Raw genomic sequence first — 17,867 nt, 5'->3', positions numbered from 1 at the left:
ATGTCAGCCTCGCAGTCGTTCGAGGATCTTTACCCGTCTCGCCAAGGAGTGCATCAGTTTACCCCACGGCATGAGCCTACGGTGTATGCTCCAAATGACCGTCCGGCGCCAATCGATCGAGAACAGATAGACGCCTATGCTAAGGATGGCTTCGTGGTGCTTGATGATCTATTCTCGGATGTTGAAATACGGATGTTTCAGCAGGAGATGGAGCGCTTAACCACCGGTGCTAAAGCCTCAGGGGAAACCATCACTGAGCCCGGAAGCGGTGAAGTACGCTCGATCTTTCGGATACATGCGCGCAGCGCCTTGTTTAAAAAGTTGGCGGCTGACCCTCGTTTGGCTGAACTAGCCCGTTATATTCTTAACGATGAGGTGTATATCCATCAGTCTCGATTGAACTACAAGCCGGGATTTCGCGGTAAAGAGTTTTATTGGCACTCTGATTTTGAAACCTGGCATGTTGAGGATGGGATGCCTCGGATGCGGGCGCTGAGTATGTCGATCACGCTGACCGAGAACTTTGATTTCAATGGTCCGCTGATGTTGGTGCCGGGATCCCATCGCCAGTTTGCCGCCTGCGCCGGTGAAACACCTGATGATCATTTCAAAGCCTCGTTGAAAAAGCAGGAGTATGGCGTGCCCTCGGATGATCAGCTAAAGCAGCTGATCGGCCGCGGCTCCATCGTTACTGCGAAATGTAAGCCGGGCAGTGTGATTGTGTTTGATTGTAATGTGCTGCACGGTTCCAATGGCAATATTACGCCAGCACCCCGTTCTAATGTGTTTTTTGTATATAACGCGCTGACTAACCGGGTGGGCGAACCATTTTGCCATCAGCCGGCTCGGCCGGAATATATTTGTAGCCGTCAGCATATTGTGCCATTGGCTAACTAGCCGGTCTCTGCAACTTGCGTTACCCGTTTAAGGTGAGGTGCAGGCTAGGGTGACCTTCTATTTATCTAAAATTCTGAGAGTTATGCATACTATAGAAAAAATCGGCGGCACATCGATGTCAGATTATGTGTCGGTACGCGATAATATTATTTTTAAACCTTCTAATCCCGACAGTCTCTATCAGCGAGTGTTTGTTGTCTCCGCTTACGGTGGTATCACCGACAAATTGCTGGAACATAAGCGCAGTGGTCAGCCAGGTGTCTACGGCTTGTTTGCCAGTAGCATCGAAGATCGCAGTTGGTTACTGGCATTAGAGCAATTGAAATGTGAAATGTATGACCACAACCTGCAGCTGTTTGGTAAAGGTGATGCGCTGATTCGCGCCAATAACTTTATTGATGAGCGATTACAGGATGCGCAAAAGTGTCTGACGGATCTGCACAGCCTGTGTATGCATGGCCATTTCGCACTGGATGCTCACCTGACTACTGTGCGGGAGATGCTTGCCAGTATTGGTGAAGCTCACAGCGCTTGGAATATGGTTGAGCTGTTAAAGCGAGATGGTGTTAATGCCTGCTATATCGATTTGACTGGCTGGGATACTGATCGCCATATGTCCCTCGATGATCGAATCTGTTCTGCTTTTAAGCATATCGATCTGCAGACGCAATTACCGGTCGTCACCGGTTATGCCCATAGTCAGGATGGTCTGATGTCCTCCTTTGATCGGGGCTACAGTGAGATGATCTTTAGTCGTCTGGCAGTGCTGACAGAGGCACGGGAAGCCGTTATTCATAAAGAGTTCCATCTGAGCAGCGCTGATCCGCGTCTCGTGGGTGAAGATAACGCCGTGCCTATTGGTCGCACCAACTATGATGTGGCTGATCAGTTAGCCAACCTGGGTATGGAAGCGATCCACCCGAAAGCGGCGAAAGGGTTGCGTCAGCACAATGTGCCGTTACGCGTGAAAAATACCTTCGAGCCAGAGCATACGGGCACCCTAATTACCGGTGACTATGTCAGTGATACGCCTCGGGTCGAGATTATTGCCGGTTGTCGTGGTGTGTACGCACTGGAGCTATTTGATCAAGATATGGCGGGCAGTCTTGAAGATTATGATCGTGAGATCTTGGCGTTGATTAAGCGTTTTCGGGCGCAGATTGTCTCGAAAGATGTGAATGCTAACACCATCACGCACTACTTGGCGACTAACTTGAAGACGGTTAAGCGTATTCGTGCCGCCCTAGCTGAGCGTTTCTCCGATGCAGAGTTAGATCACAAAAAGGTCGCTATCGTGTCGGCGATTGGCAGTGATATGGAAGTGCCGGGCATTTTGGCGAAAGCGGTGTCGGCCATCGCTGAGGGTGATATCAGTGTATTGGCGATTCATCAGTCGATGCGTCAGGTGGATATGCAGTTTGTGATTCAAGAAAGTGATTATGATGCGGCGGTTAAGAGTCTGCATAAAGCGCTGGTGGAAGTACATGATCACGGTCGGGCGATCTGCTTGTCGAGCTACTCGGCACAACGGCTGAACTAATACTATGTTCGATGGTGCCAGAAACTGATAAGTTAGCAGCCTGAACGTTATACCGTTGTTAGCGGTGTCGATAGCGGAACTATCGAGCAGTCATGACGTTCAGTTCGTTTAATATCAGGAGTGCTATGCATGTCTCAGACAAGTCTACGTATTGATCAGATTCACACAGCGATCGAGCGAGAGGATGAGGTTACACTCAATAATCTGCTGGCCGAGGTGAGCGCTAGTGAAACGGCCCGATTGATAGAGGGGTCCGCCCCTGAAAGACGTAGTGTGATTTGGGATGTGCTGGATGTCCAAAAGCGCGCCGGTGTGCTCAAGAGTGTTAACGGCGATATCCGTCAGTATCTGATCGATAATACTTCCCACGATGAGCTATTAGAAAGCTTGTTTCTACTGCAGCCTGATGAATTGGCTGATATTGATGAGGATCTGCCCGGTACGGTGATCAACGCTATGATCGCCGCGATGGATGAGCTGCGTAAGCGACGTTATAACAGCGTTAAGCATTACCCTGATAATACGGCAGGTGGTTTGATGGATACCGATACCACCGCTGTTAGGGCCGATGTGTCGATTCTTTCGGTGTTACGTTATTTGCGCCTGCTACGAAATAAAGAAGGCGAGATGCCGGAGCAGCTTGATAGCTTAATGGTGGTTGACCGAAACAATAAGCTATTAGGTGTATTGCCCCTCAGTGATATTGTTTCGCTGCCCACGGACACTTTGGTCGCAGATATTCTCGATGATAGTTTTCAGGCGATTCAGGTTGATGCTAGCCAAGAGAAGGTCGCGCGTATATTCCAGGATTGCGACCTGCTATCTGCCCCCGTCGTCGATGGTAATTACCGTTTGCTCGGGCGTATCACCATCGATGATGTGGTCGATGTGATTCAGGCGCAGGCCGATGCTAAAGTGCTGAGTTCTGCCGGTTTGAAAAATCACACCGATATGTTTTCGCCGATTTTAAGTAGCGCGTATAAGCGTGGCTATTGGTTGGGGATCAATCTGATAACCGCCTTTGTCGCGGCTTGGGTGATTGGCTTATTTGAAGCGGTCATCGAGCAGCTCATCGCCTTAGCGGTGTTGATGCCGGTGGTGGCGAGTATGGGCGGCGTGGCGGGCTCGCAAACATTGACGATCGTTACCCGAGGTTTGGCCTTAAATCAGATTGGCCGTACCAATATTGCCCAGTTAATTATCCATGAAGCCTCGGTGGTGTTCCTTAATGGTATTGTCTGGGCGCTGGCGGTGGCGGCGATTGCGTTGTATTGGTTTGGCGATCCGATGCTTGGCGCGGTGTTTGGTATAGCGCTGATGATTGTGTTGATTACCGGTGTTATCGGGGGGATTTTTATTCCGCTGATTCTTCAGCGGTTGGCTATTGATCCTGCGGTGGCTGGCAGCGTGGTGTTGACCACCTTTACCGATGCCATTGGCTTTTTCTCGTTCCTCGGATTAGCCAAGGTGTTGATCTGATTCTTCCCCCGCAGTGAGTTTTTAAGCTGACGTTTATAGCCTGAATACAGATTTATAGGCCCCGTTATGCGGGGCCTTTTGCACGGTCTTCCAACAAGTTCATCAACTGCTCTTCACCCATCGGTTTTGCCAGTAGGTAGCCCTGTATCATCGGCGAGCCATACTGCCTTAAGATATCGAGTTGAGCCTGGGTTTCAACACCTTCAACAATGGTTTTTAATGACAGCGAGCTGGCGAGAGAGAGTATCCCTGATACCAGTGCCTGATCATCTTTATCGGTTTCGAGGTCATCAATAAAGGACTTATCGATTTTTAACCGTTTGACGGGGTATTTTTTCAGATAGCTGAGGGATGAATAGCCGGTGCCAAAGTCATCGATGGCGATATCGATACCTTGGGAGACGATACTATTGAGTTGACTATGGATTCTAGCTTGATCCATCATCAATGCGCTTTCGGTGATTTCCACCACAATGTCCGAGCCGTCGAGCTCAAAGTTTGCTAGCTCGCGGGTGAGAATGTCGGCGACATTGCCTCTCATGAACTGAGCGCTGGAAATATTAATACTGACTTTCGGGATTTTTATGGGGGGAGCACCGAAGACAATGCGCAGCTGTTTAGTAAACTGGCATGCCTCTCGGATAATCCACTCACCTAGGCTGTGGATCAGCGCGGACTCTTCCGCTAATGGGATAAATTCCAGCGGATAGACGGTACCTCTTTCGGGGTGGAGCCAGCGTACCAAAGCTTCTACCGATTCAATATGCTGTCCGTCGGTGGACCAGATGGGTTGGTAGACGAGGAAGAACTCGTTTCGTTCCAGTGCTTTATAAATATTCTGCTCAAGAGTACTACGTTTGAGCGAGCCTTCATTCATCTCCTGATTGAAATACTCACGGGTGTTACGGCCCGCCTCTTTCGCTTTATACATGGCGTTATCGGCATTGATGACCAGTTTTTCACTGATTTCGCCATTGTCAGGGTAGATGGCGATACCGATACTGCAGGATATGTAGGCTTCATTGCCGTCCAAAATGTAGGGATGGCCAAGGGTGCTTAACACCTTATCGGCGATCTTCTCGATAGTGGATACTTTTTCCAGCTCGGGCACAATGATGGCGAACTCATCACCACCGAGTCGGGCAACGGTATCGCTTTTGCGGATGCAGGCTTGTAGCCGTTCCGAGACCTGCTGTAGTAACAGATCACCAATATAGTGGCCGAAGGTATCGTTAACATATTTAAAGCGGTCGAGATCGATATAGAGCAGTGCCGCCTTGGCTTGGGCGCGCTCGGTAAAGGCGATTGCCTGATTGAGCCGGTCTTCAAACAGGTTTCTGTTGGGCAACCCGGTTAGCGCATCATAGTTTGCCTGATGAATAATAATGGCTTCGTTATGTTTACGTTTAGTGATATCGCTGAAGAGGGCGACATAGCCCTCCAGCTTACCTTCTGGATCGAAGCGGGATGAGATCACAACCCATTGAGGGTAAAGCTCGCCGTTTTTGCGCCGATTCCAAATTTCGCCTTCCCAGAAATGCTGCTCTTCGAGTTCTTCGTAAACGGTCTTATAAAAGTTATCGGTGTGTTTGCCTGATTTAAGCATTGCCGGGGTTTTGCCAATCACTTCTGACTGTTGATAACCGGTAATATGTTCAAATGATGGGTTAACCATCTGAATACGGGTGTCCTGATCGGTGACCATAATGGCTTCAGCGGCAGCGCTAAAGACATCGGAGGCTAATCGAAGCTTTTCTTGGGCTTCTTTTTCTTCAGTGATCGGCCGTTTGAGAGCAATAAAATGGGTGATGATACCGTCATCATTAATCAGTGGGCTGATTGATGCATCTTCCCAATAGAGGGTGCCATCTTTGCTCTTATTGTGGAACTCACCTCTCCAGGTTTCACCGTTTACCAGTGTTTGCCACATCGTTTCATACTCATGGTCGGCCATATCACCGGATTTGAGAATGCGAGGGTTTTGGCCAATGACATCTTTACGGTTATAGCCGGTAATGGTTTCGAAGCTTTCGTTTACATATTCAATTAGCCCATCAGGATCGGTAATCGCAATAATGGTTGGGTTATGTTCGACGACTTCAGACAGCAGGTGAACTTCATCTTTCATCTTGAGCGCTTTTTTACTCAGGCGTACAACAAAGAATGTGCCAAAAATGAGCAGAGTGGTGGCGATCAACAGGATGAGTATCAGGCCATTTTTCTGTTTTAACCACAGTGTCATCGAGCGGTTATGATTGGTAATGACGGTGACCGCAAGTGGGTACTTGGATAACAGCTCCATGGTGACGGTTGAAAAAGGCACGCCTATCAGTGAATCACGCACCTCGGCTGCATCACGGTTTTCCTCTAAAGCAGCCTTGAGGTGGCTGAGAACACTTTTTCGGTTGGGACCGTATAAGCCTTTTTGTAACAGTGCGTTGCCGTCAAAATCGGTGAGATAAACACTGTCAGATTGTTCTAGGTGGAGATCGTTAATATAGCGTTTGAAATAGCTGGGGTTAAAGGTGGCGACAATGAGTAATCGTTCGCCATCGGCGGTACGGGTTTCATAGCCGATGGGGATTAAACTGCGTCGATTGCCCTCTTCCGGAAAGTAACCCTCGAGTGGTAGGAAGCGCCCTTTGAGTGGTGTGCCGACCACCATTCCTAAGGAAAAGGGGCTACGGTTGGGGTTATTTAACCCGAGAATATTCAGGTTGATATTATTGTTTGCGCTATTGTGTGTATCGATGATGGTATCGCGGCCTTTGACCACCGTAATCTGCCGCAGTTGTGGGGCAAATTTCAGGGTTTTCAGTGCCCGGTTGCGCATGCTACTGATATGCTCAGGGCTGAGGTCACCGTCGCGTAGATCATCCGAGAGTGAGATCAGAGTGATTTCCAGCGCTTCAAATGTTCGGGTGATGGTGCTTTCAATCATCCGGGCATAAAGGGCTGATCTTTCGTTTCTTTCATCGATGCTTTGTAGAAAACTAAGCCAAAGGGTTGTGCAGATGAGGCTCAGCGCACAAATAAGTCCTCCGTAGAGCCATTTTGAAAAGGATGGCGGTCTTTTTACATCATTTTTGTGCATAGATTTACAACTTAAATCAAAGAAGCGCTATAAAGAAGGACCTAGCTCACATAAGATATTGTACATTAGAACGCAATTGATAGTAGAAAGTCACGCAGGAAGTAACGTATATGACTAACAAGCATCGCATCTCTATGTTTCTTATGGCCTGTTTAATGACGATGTCATCTACGGCTAGCATTGCCAGTGAACGGGCTCAGCGGATCATGGCTTCGGGTGAGATTAAAGTGTGTATCTGGCCGGACTATTTTGCCATTAGTTATCGTAACCCTCGCACCTTAAAGTTGGAGGGCATCGATATTGATATGGCGCATGCATTGGCCGATCGATTGGGGGTTAAGTTAACCTTTGTTGAAAGTTCTTTTTCTAAATTGGTTGAGAACATGGAAAACAATGCCTGCGATATTAGTATGCATGCGATTGGTGTTCGAGACGATCGTAAACCTCATATGGAATTTTCGAAGCCTTACCTCGCCAGTGGTATCTATGCCGTGGGTACTAAAGATAATCCTGATCTCAATAGCTGGGACAGCATTGATCAAGAGGGGGTTGTGGTTGTGGTGCAAAAGGGCACCTTTATGGAGCCGGTGGTTAAAGCGCGTTTTAAGCATGCAGAGGTGGCGGTTGTTGATAGTTTCAAGGCCCGCGAACAGGAAGTGTTGAGTGGTCGCGCCGATGTCTTTATGGGCGACTACCCCTACGGTAAGCGGATGGTGTCGCTGACAAAGTGGGCGGTATTGCTGTCACCGGATGAGCCGTTTGCTAAAACCGATTATGCGTATGCGGTTCCGAAGGGTGAGTTAGAATGGTTAAAAGAGATTGATGGGTTTCTCCTAGAGATGAAAAAATCGGGTAAGTTAAGTGAATACGCGGAAAAAAATGGTCTGAGTGAAATCGTTGTTATGGATTAGATAGCGCCATCGATTGAGGCAAAGGAAACGGCTGTTTGGCCTTAAAGCCTTGAGCTGATGACGGATGATCATGAAAAAGGCGGATATCGATGATATCCGCCTTTTTTGTATGCCTAAGGTTCAGGTCTGTATGAGGCTTACTCTGTTTTAGCTTTCATCCACTGGTCTAGACCGATCACATCATCCGGGCTGAGAGTGCCAATCTGTTGCTTAAAGCTGAACAGGTTTTGGATATAGTCAAACCGGGCATTGGCATAATCGCGCTGAGCAGAATAAAGCTGTTGCTCGGCTTGCAGCACATCGACCACGTTCCGGGTGCCCACATTGAAGCCCTCTTCAGTGGCTTTCAAGGCAGTCTCACTCGACAGAATGCTCTGCTTACGGGCGGCAACGCTTAAGACATTGGTTTGTAAGTTGCGCAACAGGTTGCGTGTTTCAAGGATCACACCTCGTAGGGTGTCGTCTTGATTAAAACGTGTCTGCGTGAGTCCATATTCCGCCTGACGACTCTTGGAGCTAGTAGCGCCCCCAGAGAAGATTGGCATCGACAGCGTTAACCCAATTTGATTGGTTTCCCAGTCATCATCGGGGTAGGTTGCAGAGCCATTGTCTTTATCATGGCTGGCGGTCAGCGACAGGGTTGGTAAATGACCGCTGGAGGCGGCTTGGGATTGACGTCGCGCCGCTTCGGTATTGGCTTGGGCGACTTTGAGTGCCAAATTACCCGCTTGGGCTTTTTCGATCCAAGCTTGTGGGTCTATTGGACTGATGTTTTCAACCGGATAGTCTTTGGCGAGTGGGTCGATCGTACCGACCGGTTGCCCGGTAAGTCGCTCAAGTGATTGGAAACTATTATCGAGATCACCCTCGGCGAGGATGCGAGATACCTTCGCGTTGTCATAAGATGCCTGAGCTTCTTGAACATCGGTAATGGCAATGAGGCCTACTTCAAACTGTGCATTTACTTGATCAAGACGACGTTTAATCGCGCGCTCTTGTGCTTGAGATGTTTCCAGCGCGGTCTGTGCCCGCAATACGCTTAGGTAGCTGTTAACTACTCTGAGAATCAGGCTTTGTTGCGCCTGATCGAACTGCAAAGACGCGGCTTCTGATTGGGCAATGCCTTGCTTGTAGGTAAACCATGCCGCCGCTGAAAACAACGGCTGGCTCAGGCTGACGGTATAGCCGTGGTTATTGTAATCGGTCGAGTCGTAGTTCACCCAGGTGGTGTTACCCGTTAACGCAACCGTTGGCAGTAATCCTGCTCGCCCTTGGGGCAGGGCTTCTTCACCGGCTTTAGCCGCTGCTTCAGCCGCTTTGAGTTGCGGATCCTGAGCGAGCGCTTGTTGATAGATATCGGTCAGTGCACCAGCGCTGACGTATGGCGTCATCAGGGCGCAGCTGATCGCTGTCGCCAGAATCGTATGTTGAATGGCTTTCACTGCTCTGATCCTTGTTCCATAAGTTTAATGTCCGGCTCTACTTGCTTGAAGAGACGCCGTCCTAAATAACTGTAAACCGTCGGTACTATAAATAAGGTTAACAGGGTACCAAAGGTCAAACCACCCACAATTACCCAGCCAATTTGTTGTCGGCTTTCGGCGCCGGCACCAAAGGCGATTGCCAGCGGTATAGTACCCAGCACCATGGCACCGGTGGTCATGAGAATAGGGCGCAAACGCATGGTGGCTGATTCGATAATCGCCTCCTGGAGGTCGCGTCCCTGATCCTGTAGTTGGTTAGCAAATTCGACGATCAAAATACCATGCTTGGTGATAAGGCCAATCAGGGTAATCAAACCGATCTGGCTGTAGATGTTTAGACTACCGCCGGTGATGTATAGCGCTGATAGGCCACCAAACAGGGCGGGTGGTACGGACAGCATAATAATCATCGGATTTCGGAAGCTTTCAAACTGCGCCGCCAATACCAGGAAGGTAAATACCAACGCTAAGGCTGCCGTTAGCATCAGACCGCTACCCGATTTCTTGAATTCGCGGGATTGTCCACCGAAGTCATAAAGGGTTTCTGGACTAATTTCGGCCATTTGCTGTTCAATAAAGTCGAGTGCTTCACCGACGCTGTAACCCGGTGCCAGAATTGCCTGGAATTTAACCGCTTTCATCTTATCAAAGTGGTTAAGTTCGGTTGGCGCAACGCTCTCTTTAATATCAACCACGGAGCTTAGCTGGACCATATCATTGTCATTAGTACGCAGATATAAGTTGCTCAGGTCGCTTGGACTGCGTCGCAGAGAGGGCTCTACTTGAAGGATAACATCGTATTGATCACCATCCTTTTTAAAGCGGGTGACATTACGGCTAGCCATATAGGTTTCGATACTGCGACCGATCAGGTTGATATCCAAGCCCATTTCAGAGGCTTTATCCCGGTTGACGTTGAGTGTCAGCTCCGGTTTATTCAGCTTAAGGTCAATATCCGGTTGGATGAATCCAGGATTCTTAAGGATACGCGCCATCAACTGATCGGAGATGGTTTTCAACTCAGCAAAGTCGGTATTCGATTTGATAATGAATTCCACCGGGCGGGAGATAAAGCTCTGTCCCAGCGAGGGTGGGTTCATGGCAAATGACATGGTGCCGGTGATGCCGCCAAAGAGTTGCGGTGTTAGCTCGGCGACGATGCTTTGTTGTTTCTCTGCCCTCTCGCTCCAAGGTTTAAGACCGAGGAATGACATTGAGTTGGTATCTGTTGGGAAGCCTACAATGGTGAAGTAGCGGTCAGCGGAGGTTTGTTTTGCCAATACACCTTCAACCTGTTTCGCATAACGGTCAACATAGTCAACAGATGCGCCGTCTGGTGAGATCGACATGGCCAGAATTGTACCCCGGTCTTCGACGGGAGCCAGCTCTTGCGGTAGCTGAGTGAACAGGAAGCCTGCACCGGCTAAGCTGCCGACCATGATAACCACCGCTAACAGACGAGAGCGTAGGACTTTTTTCAGCAGTGACTGATAACCGTTGGTTAAGCTGATGATCCAGCCCTCAATCATGTTGAATACTGCACTATGGCGCTTTTCATGATGCAATAAGCGAGAACACATCATCGGTGATAGTGTTAAGGCGATAAAGCCTGATACCAATACCGCGCCGGCTAGTGTAAGTGCAAACTCAGTGAATAGCTTACCGGTGCGGCCCGGTGTAAAGGCGACGGGGGCAAATACCGCTACCAGTGTGAGAGTCGTCGCGATAATCGCAAAGCCAATCTCTTTACTACCTTTGAAGGCCGCTTGAATGGGGGATAAGCCCTCTTCAACGTGACGGTAGATATTTTCCAGCATGACGATGGCGTCATCCACTACCAAGCCGATCGCCAATACCATCGCGAGCAGGGTGAGGGTGTTAATACTGAAACCCATCATCAGCATCAGGGCAAAGCCACCAATCAATGACAATGGAATAGTTACGACCGGAATCAGCGTGGCCCGCAGGTTTCGCAGGAAGAAGAAGATCACCGCGATAACCAAGATACTGGCTTCAAAAATGGTTTGGAATACCGACTTAATCGACTCTGAAATAAAGATGGAAGAGTCGTAAGCGATCTCAACATTCACACCTTCAGGTAGTGCAGCCTTAATTTGTGGTAGACGTTCCTGAATACCATTGGACACATCCAGCGGGTTCGAGGTGGATTGTTTAACAACCCCTAGCGCCACCGCTGACTTACCTTTGAAACGTGATTTTTTACGTTCATCTTCCGGTGCGATCTCTACCCGGGCGACATCTTTAATGCGTACAGGGTAGCTGTTCTCATTACGAATAATGATGTTTTCAAACTGCTCGACAGAGTTCAGGTCTGTCTGTGACAGCACGCTGAATTCACGCTGATTACTTTCGATACGTCCAGCTGGAATCTCAACGTTCTGACTGCTCAGCGCAGCTTCGATATCCTGTGGAATAATCTGGTAAGCGGCCATACGAGAAGGGTCGAGCCAGATACGCATGGCAAAACGACGATCGCCAAACAGCATCACGTTAGCCACACCATCGACCGTTTGTAGCGGATCTTTCACCATCCGGTCGGCGATCTCTGAGATCTCCATCATCGAATGATTATCTGAGGAGAGTGCCAGCCAGAATACCGGCTGAGCATCCGCTTCGGTTTTAGCGGTGATGGGTTCTTCTACATCATCGGGTAAGTTACCGCGGACACGGCCGACACGGTCACGCACATCACTGGCCGCATCATCCGGATCCCGGGTGAGCTTAAAGGTAACGGTAATCTGGCTCTTTTCCGAACGGCTGACCGAGCTGATATAGTCGATGCCTTCAATACCGGAAAGTGAGTCCTCGATGATCTGGGTGACTTGGGTCTCAATAATCGAGGCACTGGCACCGGGATAACTGGTTTCAACGGTGACCACCGGAACATCGATCTTCGGATATTCCCGCACCGTGAGGCGGTCGTAAGACACTGCCCCGATGAGTAATATCAGCAGGCTCATGACTGTTGCCAGTACCGGCCGTTTGATACTAATTTCAGTAAGTATCATGCTTAGGCTCCTGGTTGTTCAGCAGCAGGCTGGCTAGGTTGTTCCCCAGTGCCGTCTACAAAGATAGGTGTTACCGGTGAGCCCGGGAAGAGTTTGAGCTGACCGGCGGTAACGATGACCTGATCAACGCTAAGCCCAGAGATAATGTTCACCGCACCGTTACGACGAATACCCAGTTTTACCTGTGCCATGTCGATCTTGTCATCGGTGACGGTCATGACAAAAAAGTCATTGTTCTTCGGGATGATTGCCTCTTCAGGCACCATGATCGCATTCGCATCGGTATGGGTAATAATCTGAATGCGGGCAAAGAGACCGGGGCGCAGCAGGTTATCGCGGTTTTCAACTTTCGCCCGAATGGCAATATTGTGGTTACGATCATTGATGCTAGGTGAGATCGCATAGATGACACCATCGAAGCTTTCGCCTGGCAGAGCATCAACGAGCACTCTTATCGCTTGCCCGGATTTGATTTTAGAGAGCTGATTTTCTGGCACATTAAAATTGACTTTCATGATTTTCATGTCGGTCAGTTCAACGAGGTCTTGGCCAATATTGACGTAATCGCCAGGGCTAAATTTACGCAGACCGATAACGCCATCAAAGGGGGCATTGATGGTCATTTTATTCAGTTTGGTTTGTGCCACCGCTTGTTGGGCTTGATCAACCTGTAACTGAGCCAGCGAAGAGTCTTTATCTTGCTGGGAGCCAACCCGTTTTTTGACTAGGCTATCGGCACGTTGATAATCGATACGGCTAAGATTAACCCGGGCTTTGCTCTCTTGTAGCTGAGCTTTATAGAGGGACGATTCGAGCACGATGAGTTTATCACCCGCTTTGACCTCACTGCCTTCGGTGAACAGTACCTTTTCGACGGCACCGCTTTGTTCTGGGCGCAGTATTATGGACTCGTTAGCGTTGAGTGTACCCACCGCTTCAATCATATGAACCAGCGGTTCACTTTTAACATGGACAACTTCTGCCGGTAAGCCAGCGGCTTGGGCTAAGGATGTCATATTGAGCGCCACACCTAAGAGTAAGGGGGCGAAAAGGCGATTAATTTTCATTATGTGGTTTATCCTTAGTCGTCGGATTAAGTGGTGCAAAGAGTGTGCAGAGCATATCAGCGGCGTCGCTTAAGGGTTGGGTCGATGCTTCTACTTTTGTGCGAAGTAAGGCCCCTTGCCAGCAGTCCCAAAACAGTTGCGCGAGTGCTCGGGCGGGCATATCGTTACGGAAACTACCTTCGAGTTGGGCTTCTCGACAATCTTTTTCAATACAGTCGATCACCCGTGTACAGGAAGAGTCGATAATTTGCCGGAATGACTCACTGGCATTGCCAACTTCGCCCATTAGATTAGTGAGCAGGCTACCGCAGCGGTCCGGGTCTTGTTCATACTCTTCGATAAAGACCTGCAGGGCAGCACGAAACCGTGCCCGTATATCACCGGTGGCCATTGCGCCCCGGCGTTCCCATTTAGCATCGTCCTGCTGGTGTTGGTATTCCAATACCGCGACGGCAAATTGCTCTTTACTTTCAAAGTAATTATAGAAAGAGCCTTTAGGTACTTGGCAGGCATTTAAAATCTCTTTCAGTCCAGTGCCGTGGTAGCCCTTGCGGCTAAAGAGTTCCATCCCGGTTTGTAAAATCTTTTCCCGATTGTGCTCATTTTTTTTGGGTCGATTCATGTTGATTAGACCGGTCGTCTTAAAAGGTAAAAAAGGATTATAAGTCCCGCTCTCATAAAAGCAAATGAAGATTTTAAGAAAAATTGTCAGGGTATGTAAATCATCAATAATGGTGCACAGTAATCACGAGTTTTCAAATGATTTCAGTACGTCTTGACGTGAAAAAGCCGGGACTCGCCCGGCTTTTTATCAAGGGCTAGAATTATTTTTCTAGCGCTGTTTTGATGCGGTTAAGTGCGTCTTCGAGAACATCCAATGAGGTTGCAAAGGATAAGCGCATATTGCCCGGAGCACCAAAGGCCGAGCCCGGTACTAAGGCGACGCCGGCTTCGAGTAGCAGGAATTCAGCTAGATCGATATCGTTTTTGAACTGCTCATTGTTGTCGATCACCTGCTGAAAGCTAGGGAACGCATAAAAGGTTCCATCGGCAGGGATGCAGTCAACGCCTTCAATTTCATTCAGTTTCTTAATAACGAAATCATGACGCTGTTTAAATGCCTTAACCATCTCTTTTACGCAGTCTTGATCGCCATCGAGTGCTGCTTGCGCAGCGACCTGAGAAATCGAGGTTGGGTTAGAGGTGCTTTGCGACTGAATCTTCTTCATCGCACCGATTAGTTTCGCCGGGCCGGCGGCATAGCCGATGCGCCATCCGGTCATGGAGTAGGCTTTAGACACACCGTTCAATACGATGGTACGGTCATACAGCTCAGGCGCGACATTGAGGATGTTGATGAAAGGCGTCTCTGTGAACAGAATATGCTCATACATATCATCGGTAGCGACCAGTACCTCAGGGTACTTAGCCAATACATCGGCCAATGCTTTTAGTTCTGCTTCGGTATAAGCAACACCGGTTGGGTTGGATGGACTGTTCAATACCAGCAAGCGGGTTTTGTCAGTGATCGCCGCTTCCAGTTGTGCCGGGGTTATTTTGAAGCGGGCTTCCTGGGTTGTTGTGACAATAACCGGCACGCCTTCAGCCATTAACACCATATCGGGATAGGAAACCCAATAGGGGGCAGGAATGATCACTTCATCGCCTGGGTTGAGCAGTGCTAACGATAGGTTAAAGAAGCTCTGCTTACCGCCACATGACACCAAAATTTGATTGGCTTCATAGTCAAAGCCGTTATCCCGCTTGAACTTTGCAATAATCGCTTTTTTCAGTCCTGGCGTGCCATCAACCGCTGTGTATTTGGTGAAGCCGTTGTTTAGCGCCTCAATCGCAGCGTTCTTAATATGATCTGGGGTGTCGAAATCAGGTTCGCCGGCGCCCAGGCCAATAATGTTTTTACCTGCTGCACGTAGTTCAGCAGCACGGTTTGTCACTGCCAGTGTCGGAGAAGGTTTGATGCTGTTAACGCGATTGGAAAGTTGCATTGTCCTAGCCATATCCTCTGAAAAAAGTGGTCGTGTGCCACGGTGTAGCCAACCGATAAATAATACCGGAATCCGCTGGGCGGAAAAATCATTTTCGTCGCGGAAAAGGGTTAAAAGTAAACTTTATGTCAATAAAGTGTCATAGCGGTTGTATTTCAGCTGTTTTTTCTTTCATTGCACGATCAGGCAGCAGAAAATTTTCCATAAGCGTATAATGTCCCGCTCAGTTTTTCCCGCTATCTATGAAGACAACCGATATGAAACAGCGCTTCCAGTTACAATCCAAGTTTCAGCCCGCCGGTGATCAGCCTGCTGCGATCAAAGGCTTAGTTGATGGGATTCATGCCGGTCTTGCCGCGCAGACGTTGCTGGGGGTCACCGGTTCCGGTAAGACTTTTACCATTGCCAATGTGATTGCCGAGCTGCAGCGCCCGACAATTATTATGGCGCACAACAAAACCTTGGCGGCGCAGCTGTATGGTGAATTTCGCGAGTTCTTCCCGAATAATGCGGTCGAGTATTTTGTCTCGTATTACGATTATTATCAGCCTGAGGCGTATGTGCCCTCATCGGACACCTTTATTGAGAAGGATGCCTCAATCAATGAGCATATCGAACAGATGCGTTTGTCGGCTACTAAAGCTTTATTAGAGCGGGATGACGCTATTATTGTCGCCACGGTTTCGGCGATCTATGGTTTGGGTGATCCGAAATCCTATTTAGGCATGATGTTGCATCTGGACCGAGGCGATCAGGCGGATCAGCGCACTATTTTGCGGCGCTTGGCTGAGCTGCAATACACCCGCAACGATATCGAGCTACACCGAGGTACCTATCGGGTGCGCGGAGATGTGATTGATGTCTTTCCGGCGGAGTCGGAAAAAGAAGCGGTCCGGATTGAACTGTTTGATGATGAAGTAGAAAACCTTAGCTATTTTGATCCTCTTACTGGCGCGGTGTTGCGTCGTGTGCCACGGGCGACCATCTATCCCAAATCCCACTATGTCACCCCAAGGGAAACCCTGTTAGCCGCGGTGGACAAAATACTTGCCGAATTGCATCCGCGTTTAGAGCAGCTGCGTGAAAACGATAAGTTGGTCGAGCTACAGCGTCTTGAGCAGCGGGTGATGTATGACGTGGAGATGATCAAAGAACTGGGGTATTGCTCGGGTATTGAAAACTATTCTCGTTATCTCTCAGGACGAGATCCCGGCGATGCACCGCCGACCCTGTTTGACTACCTACCCGATGATGCCCTATTGGTGATGGATGAGTCTCATGTCACCATTCCGCAGTTAGGTGCAATGTATAAGGGTGACCGTTCCCGTAAAGAAACCTTGGTGGAGTATGGCTTCCGGTTACCGTCGGCATTGGATAACCGGCCAATGAAGTTTGATGAATGGGAACGTCAGGCACCGCAGATGATTATGGTGTCGGCTACACCCAGTAAATATGAAGCGGCCAACGCCGGCCAGGTGGTTGAGCAGGTGGTGCGTCCCACCGGCTTGCTTGACCCTATCGTTGAGATTCGTCCAGCGCTGACTCAGGTCGATGACCTCTTGGGTGAGATCAATAAGGTGGCGGCTTTGGATCAGCGTATTGTGGTCACCGTGTTAACAAAGCGGATGGCTGAAGATCTCACTGAATATCTGGACGAACATGGGGTGCGGGTGCGTTATCTGCACTCGGATATCGATACGGTGGAACGGGTTGAGATTATCCGTGATCTCCGGATCGGTGAGTTTGATGTGTTGGTGGGGATTAACTTGCTGCGTGAAGGTATCGATATGCCTGAAGTGTCACTGGTGGCGATTCTGGATGCGGATAAAGAGGGCTTTCTGCGGTCTGAAACCTCAATGATTCAGACCATTGGTCGGGCGGCGCGAAATATCAATGGCCGGGCGATTCTCTATGCTGATCGGGTAACCGGTTCAATGCAGCGGGCGATGGATGAAACCGAGCGCCGTCGTAACAAACAGATTGCCTATAATAAAGAGCATGGTATTACCCCCGTAGGCATTCAAAAATCCGTAGCCGATATTATGGAAGGGGCTTCGGCGATTCCCGGCCGTAAAACGCAAACCGGTCGTAAAGCCGCCGAGCCGGTGGCAGAATATCAGATTGATCCTAAGAAACTGAGCACCAAAGAGTTGGCCAAGGCGATGGGTCGGTTGGAAGATCAGATGTATGAAGCGGCTAAAAATCTGGAGTTTGAAAAAGCGGCACAATACCGTGATCAGTTGGAGAAACTCAAGCATAGTGGATTGTGAGTCTATTCCTACGCTACTCATTCGGTGAGCGTGTTTGGGGTTTAGATCCGAGTTGAACACTGAGGTTAAATGAAGGCCGTCCAGATTGGG

The 17,867-nt window shown here is 49.1% G+C and carries 11 protein-coding genes; 5 read left to right on the top strand and 6 right to left on the bottom strand.

Annotated features, from left to right (window positions below):
* The 3 genes from thpD (at position 1) to mgtE (ending at position 3,916) form a co-directional block, all read left to right on the top strand.
* Positions 1-897 carry an ectoine hydroxylase gene (gene thpD / locus AC0L4K_RS12280; RefSeq protein WP_473266376.1) on the top strand — a complete coding sequence of 299 codons (897 nt, stop codon included), beginning with the start codon at positions 1-3 and terminating at the stop codon, positions 895-897.
* An 82-nt stretch (positions 898-979) separates the two neighbouring features.
* A complete protein-coding gene (locus tag AC0L4K_RS12275) occupies positions 980-2,437 on the top strand; it encodes an aspartate kinase (protein ID WP_417221894.1) in 1,458 nt (485 codons plus the stop codon).
* Between the two features lie 129 nt (positions 2,438-2,566).
* Positions 2,567-3,916, top strand: coding sequence for a magnesium transporter (mgtE, locus tag AC0L4K_RS12270; protein ID WP_417221896.1), 1,350 nt, complete (start codon positions 2,567-2,569; stop codon positions 3,914-3,916).
* Positions 3,917-3,980: 64 nt separating this feature from the next.
* Here the strand turns inward: mgtE and AC0L4K_RS12265 are convergent, their stop codons facing one another.
* Entirely contained in the window at positions 3,981-7,010 is a 3,030-nt protein-coding gene (locus AC0L4K_RS12265; RefSeq protein ID WP_473266374.1) for a bifunctional diguanylate cyclase/phosphodiesterase, read from the bottom strand.
* A gap of 110 nt (positions 7,011-7,120) precedes the next feature.
* On the opposite strand from AC0L4K_RS12265, the gene AC0L4K_RS12260 reads away from it, so the two are divergent.
* A complete protein-coding gene (locus AC0L4K_RS12260; protein WP_473266372.1) occupies positions 7,121-7,921 on the top strand; it encodes a substrate-binding periplasmic protein in 801 nt (266 codons plus the stop codon).
* 137 nt (positions 7,922-8,058) lie between these two features.
* Here AC0L4K_RS12260 and AC0L4K_RS12255 read toward each other — a convergent pair whose 3' ends face one another.
* The 5 genes from AC0L4K_RS12255 to AC0L4K_RS12235 form a co-directional block, all read right to left on the bottom strand.
* Positions 8,059-9,363, bottom strand: coding sequence for a TolC family outer membrane protein (locus AC0L4K_RS12255; protein WP_417221901.1), 1,305 nt, complete (start codon positions 9,361-9,363; stop codon positions 8,059-8,061).
* Positions 9,360-12,434 carry an efflux RND transporter permease subunit gene (locus AC0L4K_RS12250; protein ID WP_417221903.1) on the bottom strand — a complete coding sequence of 1,025 codons (3,075 nt, stop codon included), beginning with the start codon at positions 12,432-12,434 and terminating at the stop codon, positions 9,360-9,362. Before AC0L4K_RS12250 ends, AC0L4K_RS12255 begins: the two co-directional genes overlap by 4 nt.
* Before the next feature lie 2 nt (positions 12,435-12,436).
* The gene (locus AC0L4K_RS12245) at positions 12,437-13,501 is read right to left on the bottom strand and encodes an efflux RND transporter periplasmic adaptor subunit (RefSeq protein WP_473266370.1); all 1,065 of its coding nucleotides are present in this window, start codon (positions 13,499-13,501) and stop codon (positions 12,437-12,439) included.
* Complete coding sequence (locus AC0L4K_RS12240) at positions 13,491-14,123, bottom strand: TetR/AcrR family transcriptional regulator (RefSeq protein WP_473266368.1); 633 nt, start codon at positions 14,121-14,123, stop codon at positions 13,491-13,493. The genes AC0L4K_RS12245 and AC0L4K_RS12240 overlap by 11 nt, the downstream gene beginning before the upstream one ends.
* Positions 14,124-14,325: 202 nt before the next feature.
* A complete protein-coding gene (locus tag AC0L4K_RS12235) occupies positions 14,326-15,507 on the bottom strand; it encodes a pyridoxal phosphate-dependent aminotransferase (RefSeq protein WP_417221909.1) in 1,182 nt (393 codons plus the stop codon).
* A gap of 257 nt (positions 15,508-15,764) precedes the next feature.
* On the opposite strand from AC0L4K_RS12235, the gene uvrB reads away from it, so the two are divergent.
* Complete coding sequence (uvrB, locus tag AC0L4K_RS12230) at positions 15,765-17,777, top strand: excinuclease ABC subunit UvrB (RefSeq protein ID WP_417221911.1); 2,013 nt, start codon at positions 15,765-15,767, stop codon at positions 17,775-17,777.
* Positions 17,778-17,867 lie beyond the last annotated feature (90 nt).

Source organism: Amphritea sp. GJ51-11 (assembly GCF_055808735.1).
This window is presented reverse-complemented; position numbering and strand designations above follow the sequence as displayed.

What these genes read in the sequence shown, in the direction of transcription:
- mgtE (WP_417221896.1), top strand. Translation starts at nt 2,567, where the DNA reads ATGTCTCAGACAAGTCTACGTATTGATCAGATTCACACAGCGATCGAG.
- AC0L4K_RS12265 (WP_473266374.1), bottom strand. Translation starts at nt 7,010, where the DNA reads ATGCACAAAAATGATGTAAAAAGACCGCCATCCTTTTCAAAATGGCTC.
- AC0L4K_RS12240 (WP_473266368.1), bottom strand. Translation starts at nt 14,123, where the DNA reads ATGAATCGACCCAAAAAAAATGAGCACAATCGGGAAAAGATTTTACAA.
- uvrB (WP_417221911.1), top strand. Translation starts at nt 15,765, where the DNA reads ATGAAACAGCGCTTCCAGTTACAATCCAAGTTTCAGCCCGCCGGTGAT.
- AC0L4K_RS12275 (WP_417221894.1), top strand. Translation starts at nt 980, where the DNA reads ATGCATACTATAGAAAAAATCGGCGGCACATCGATGTCAGATTATGTG.
- AC0L4K_RS12260 (WP_473266372.1), top strand. Translation starts at nt 7,121, where the DNA reads ATGACTAACAAGCATCGCATCTCTATGTTTCTTATGGCCTGTTTAATG.
- AC0L4K_RS12245 (WP_473266370.1), bottom strand. Translation starts at nt 13,501, where the DNA reads ATGAAAATTAATCGCCTTTTCGCCCCCTTACTCTTAGGTGTGGCGCTC.
- AC0L4K_RS12235 (WP_417221909.1), bottom strand. Translation starts at nt 15,507, where the DNA reads ATGCAACTTTCCAATCGCGTTAACAGCATCAAACCTTCTCCGACACTG.
- AC0L4K_RS12250 (WP_417221903.1), bottom strand. Translation starts at nt 12,434, where the DNA reads ATGATACTTACTGAAATTAGTATCAAACGGCCGGTACTGGCAACAGTC.
- thpD (WP_473266376.1), top strand. Translation starts at nt 1, where the DNA reads ATGTCAGCCTCGCAGTCGTTCGAGGATCTTTACCCGTCTCGCCAAGGA.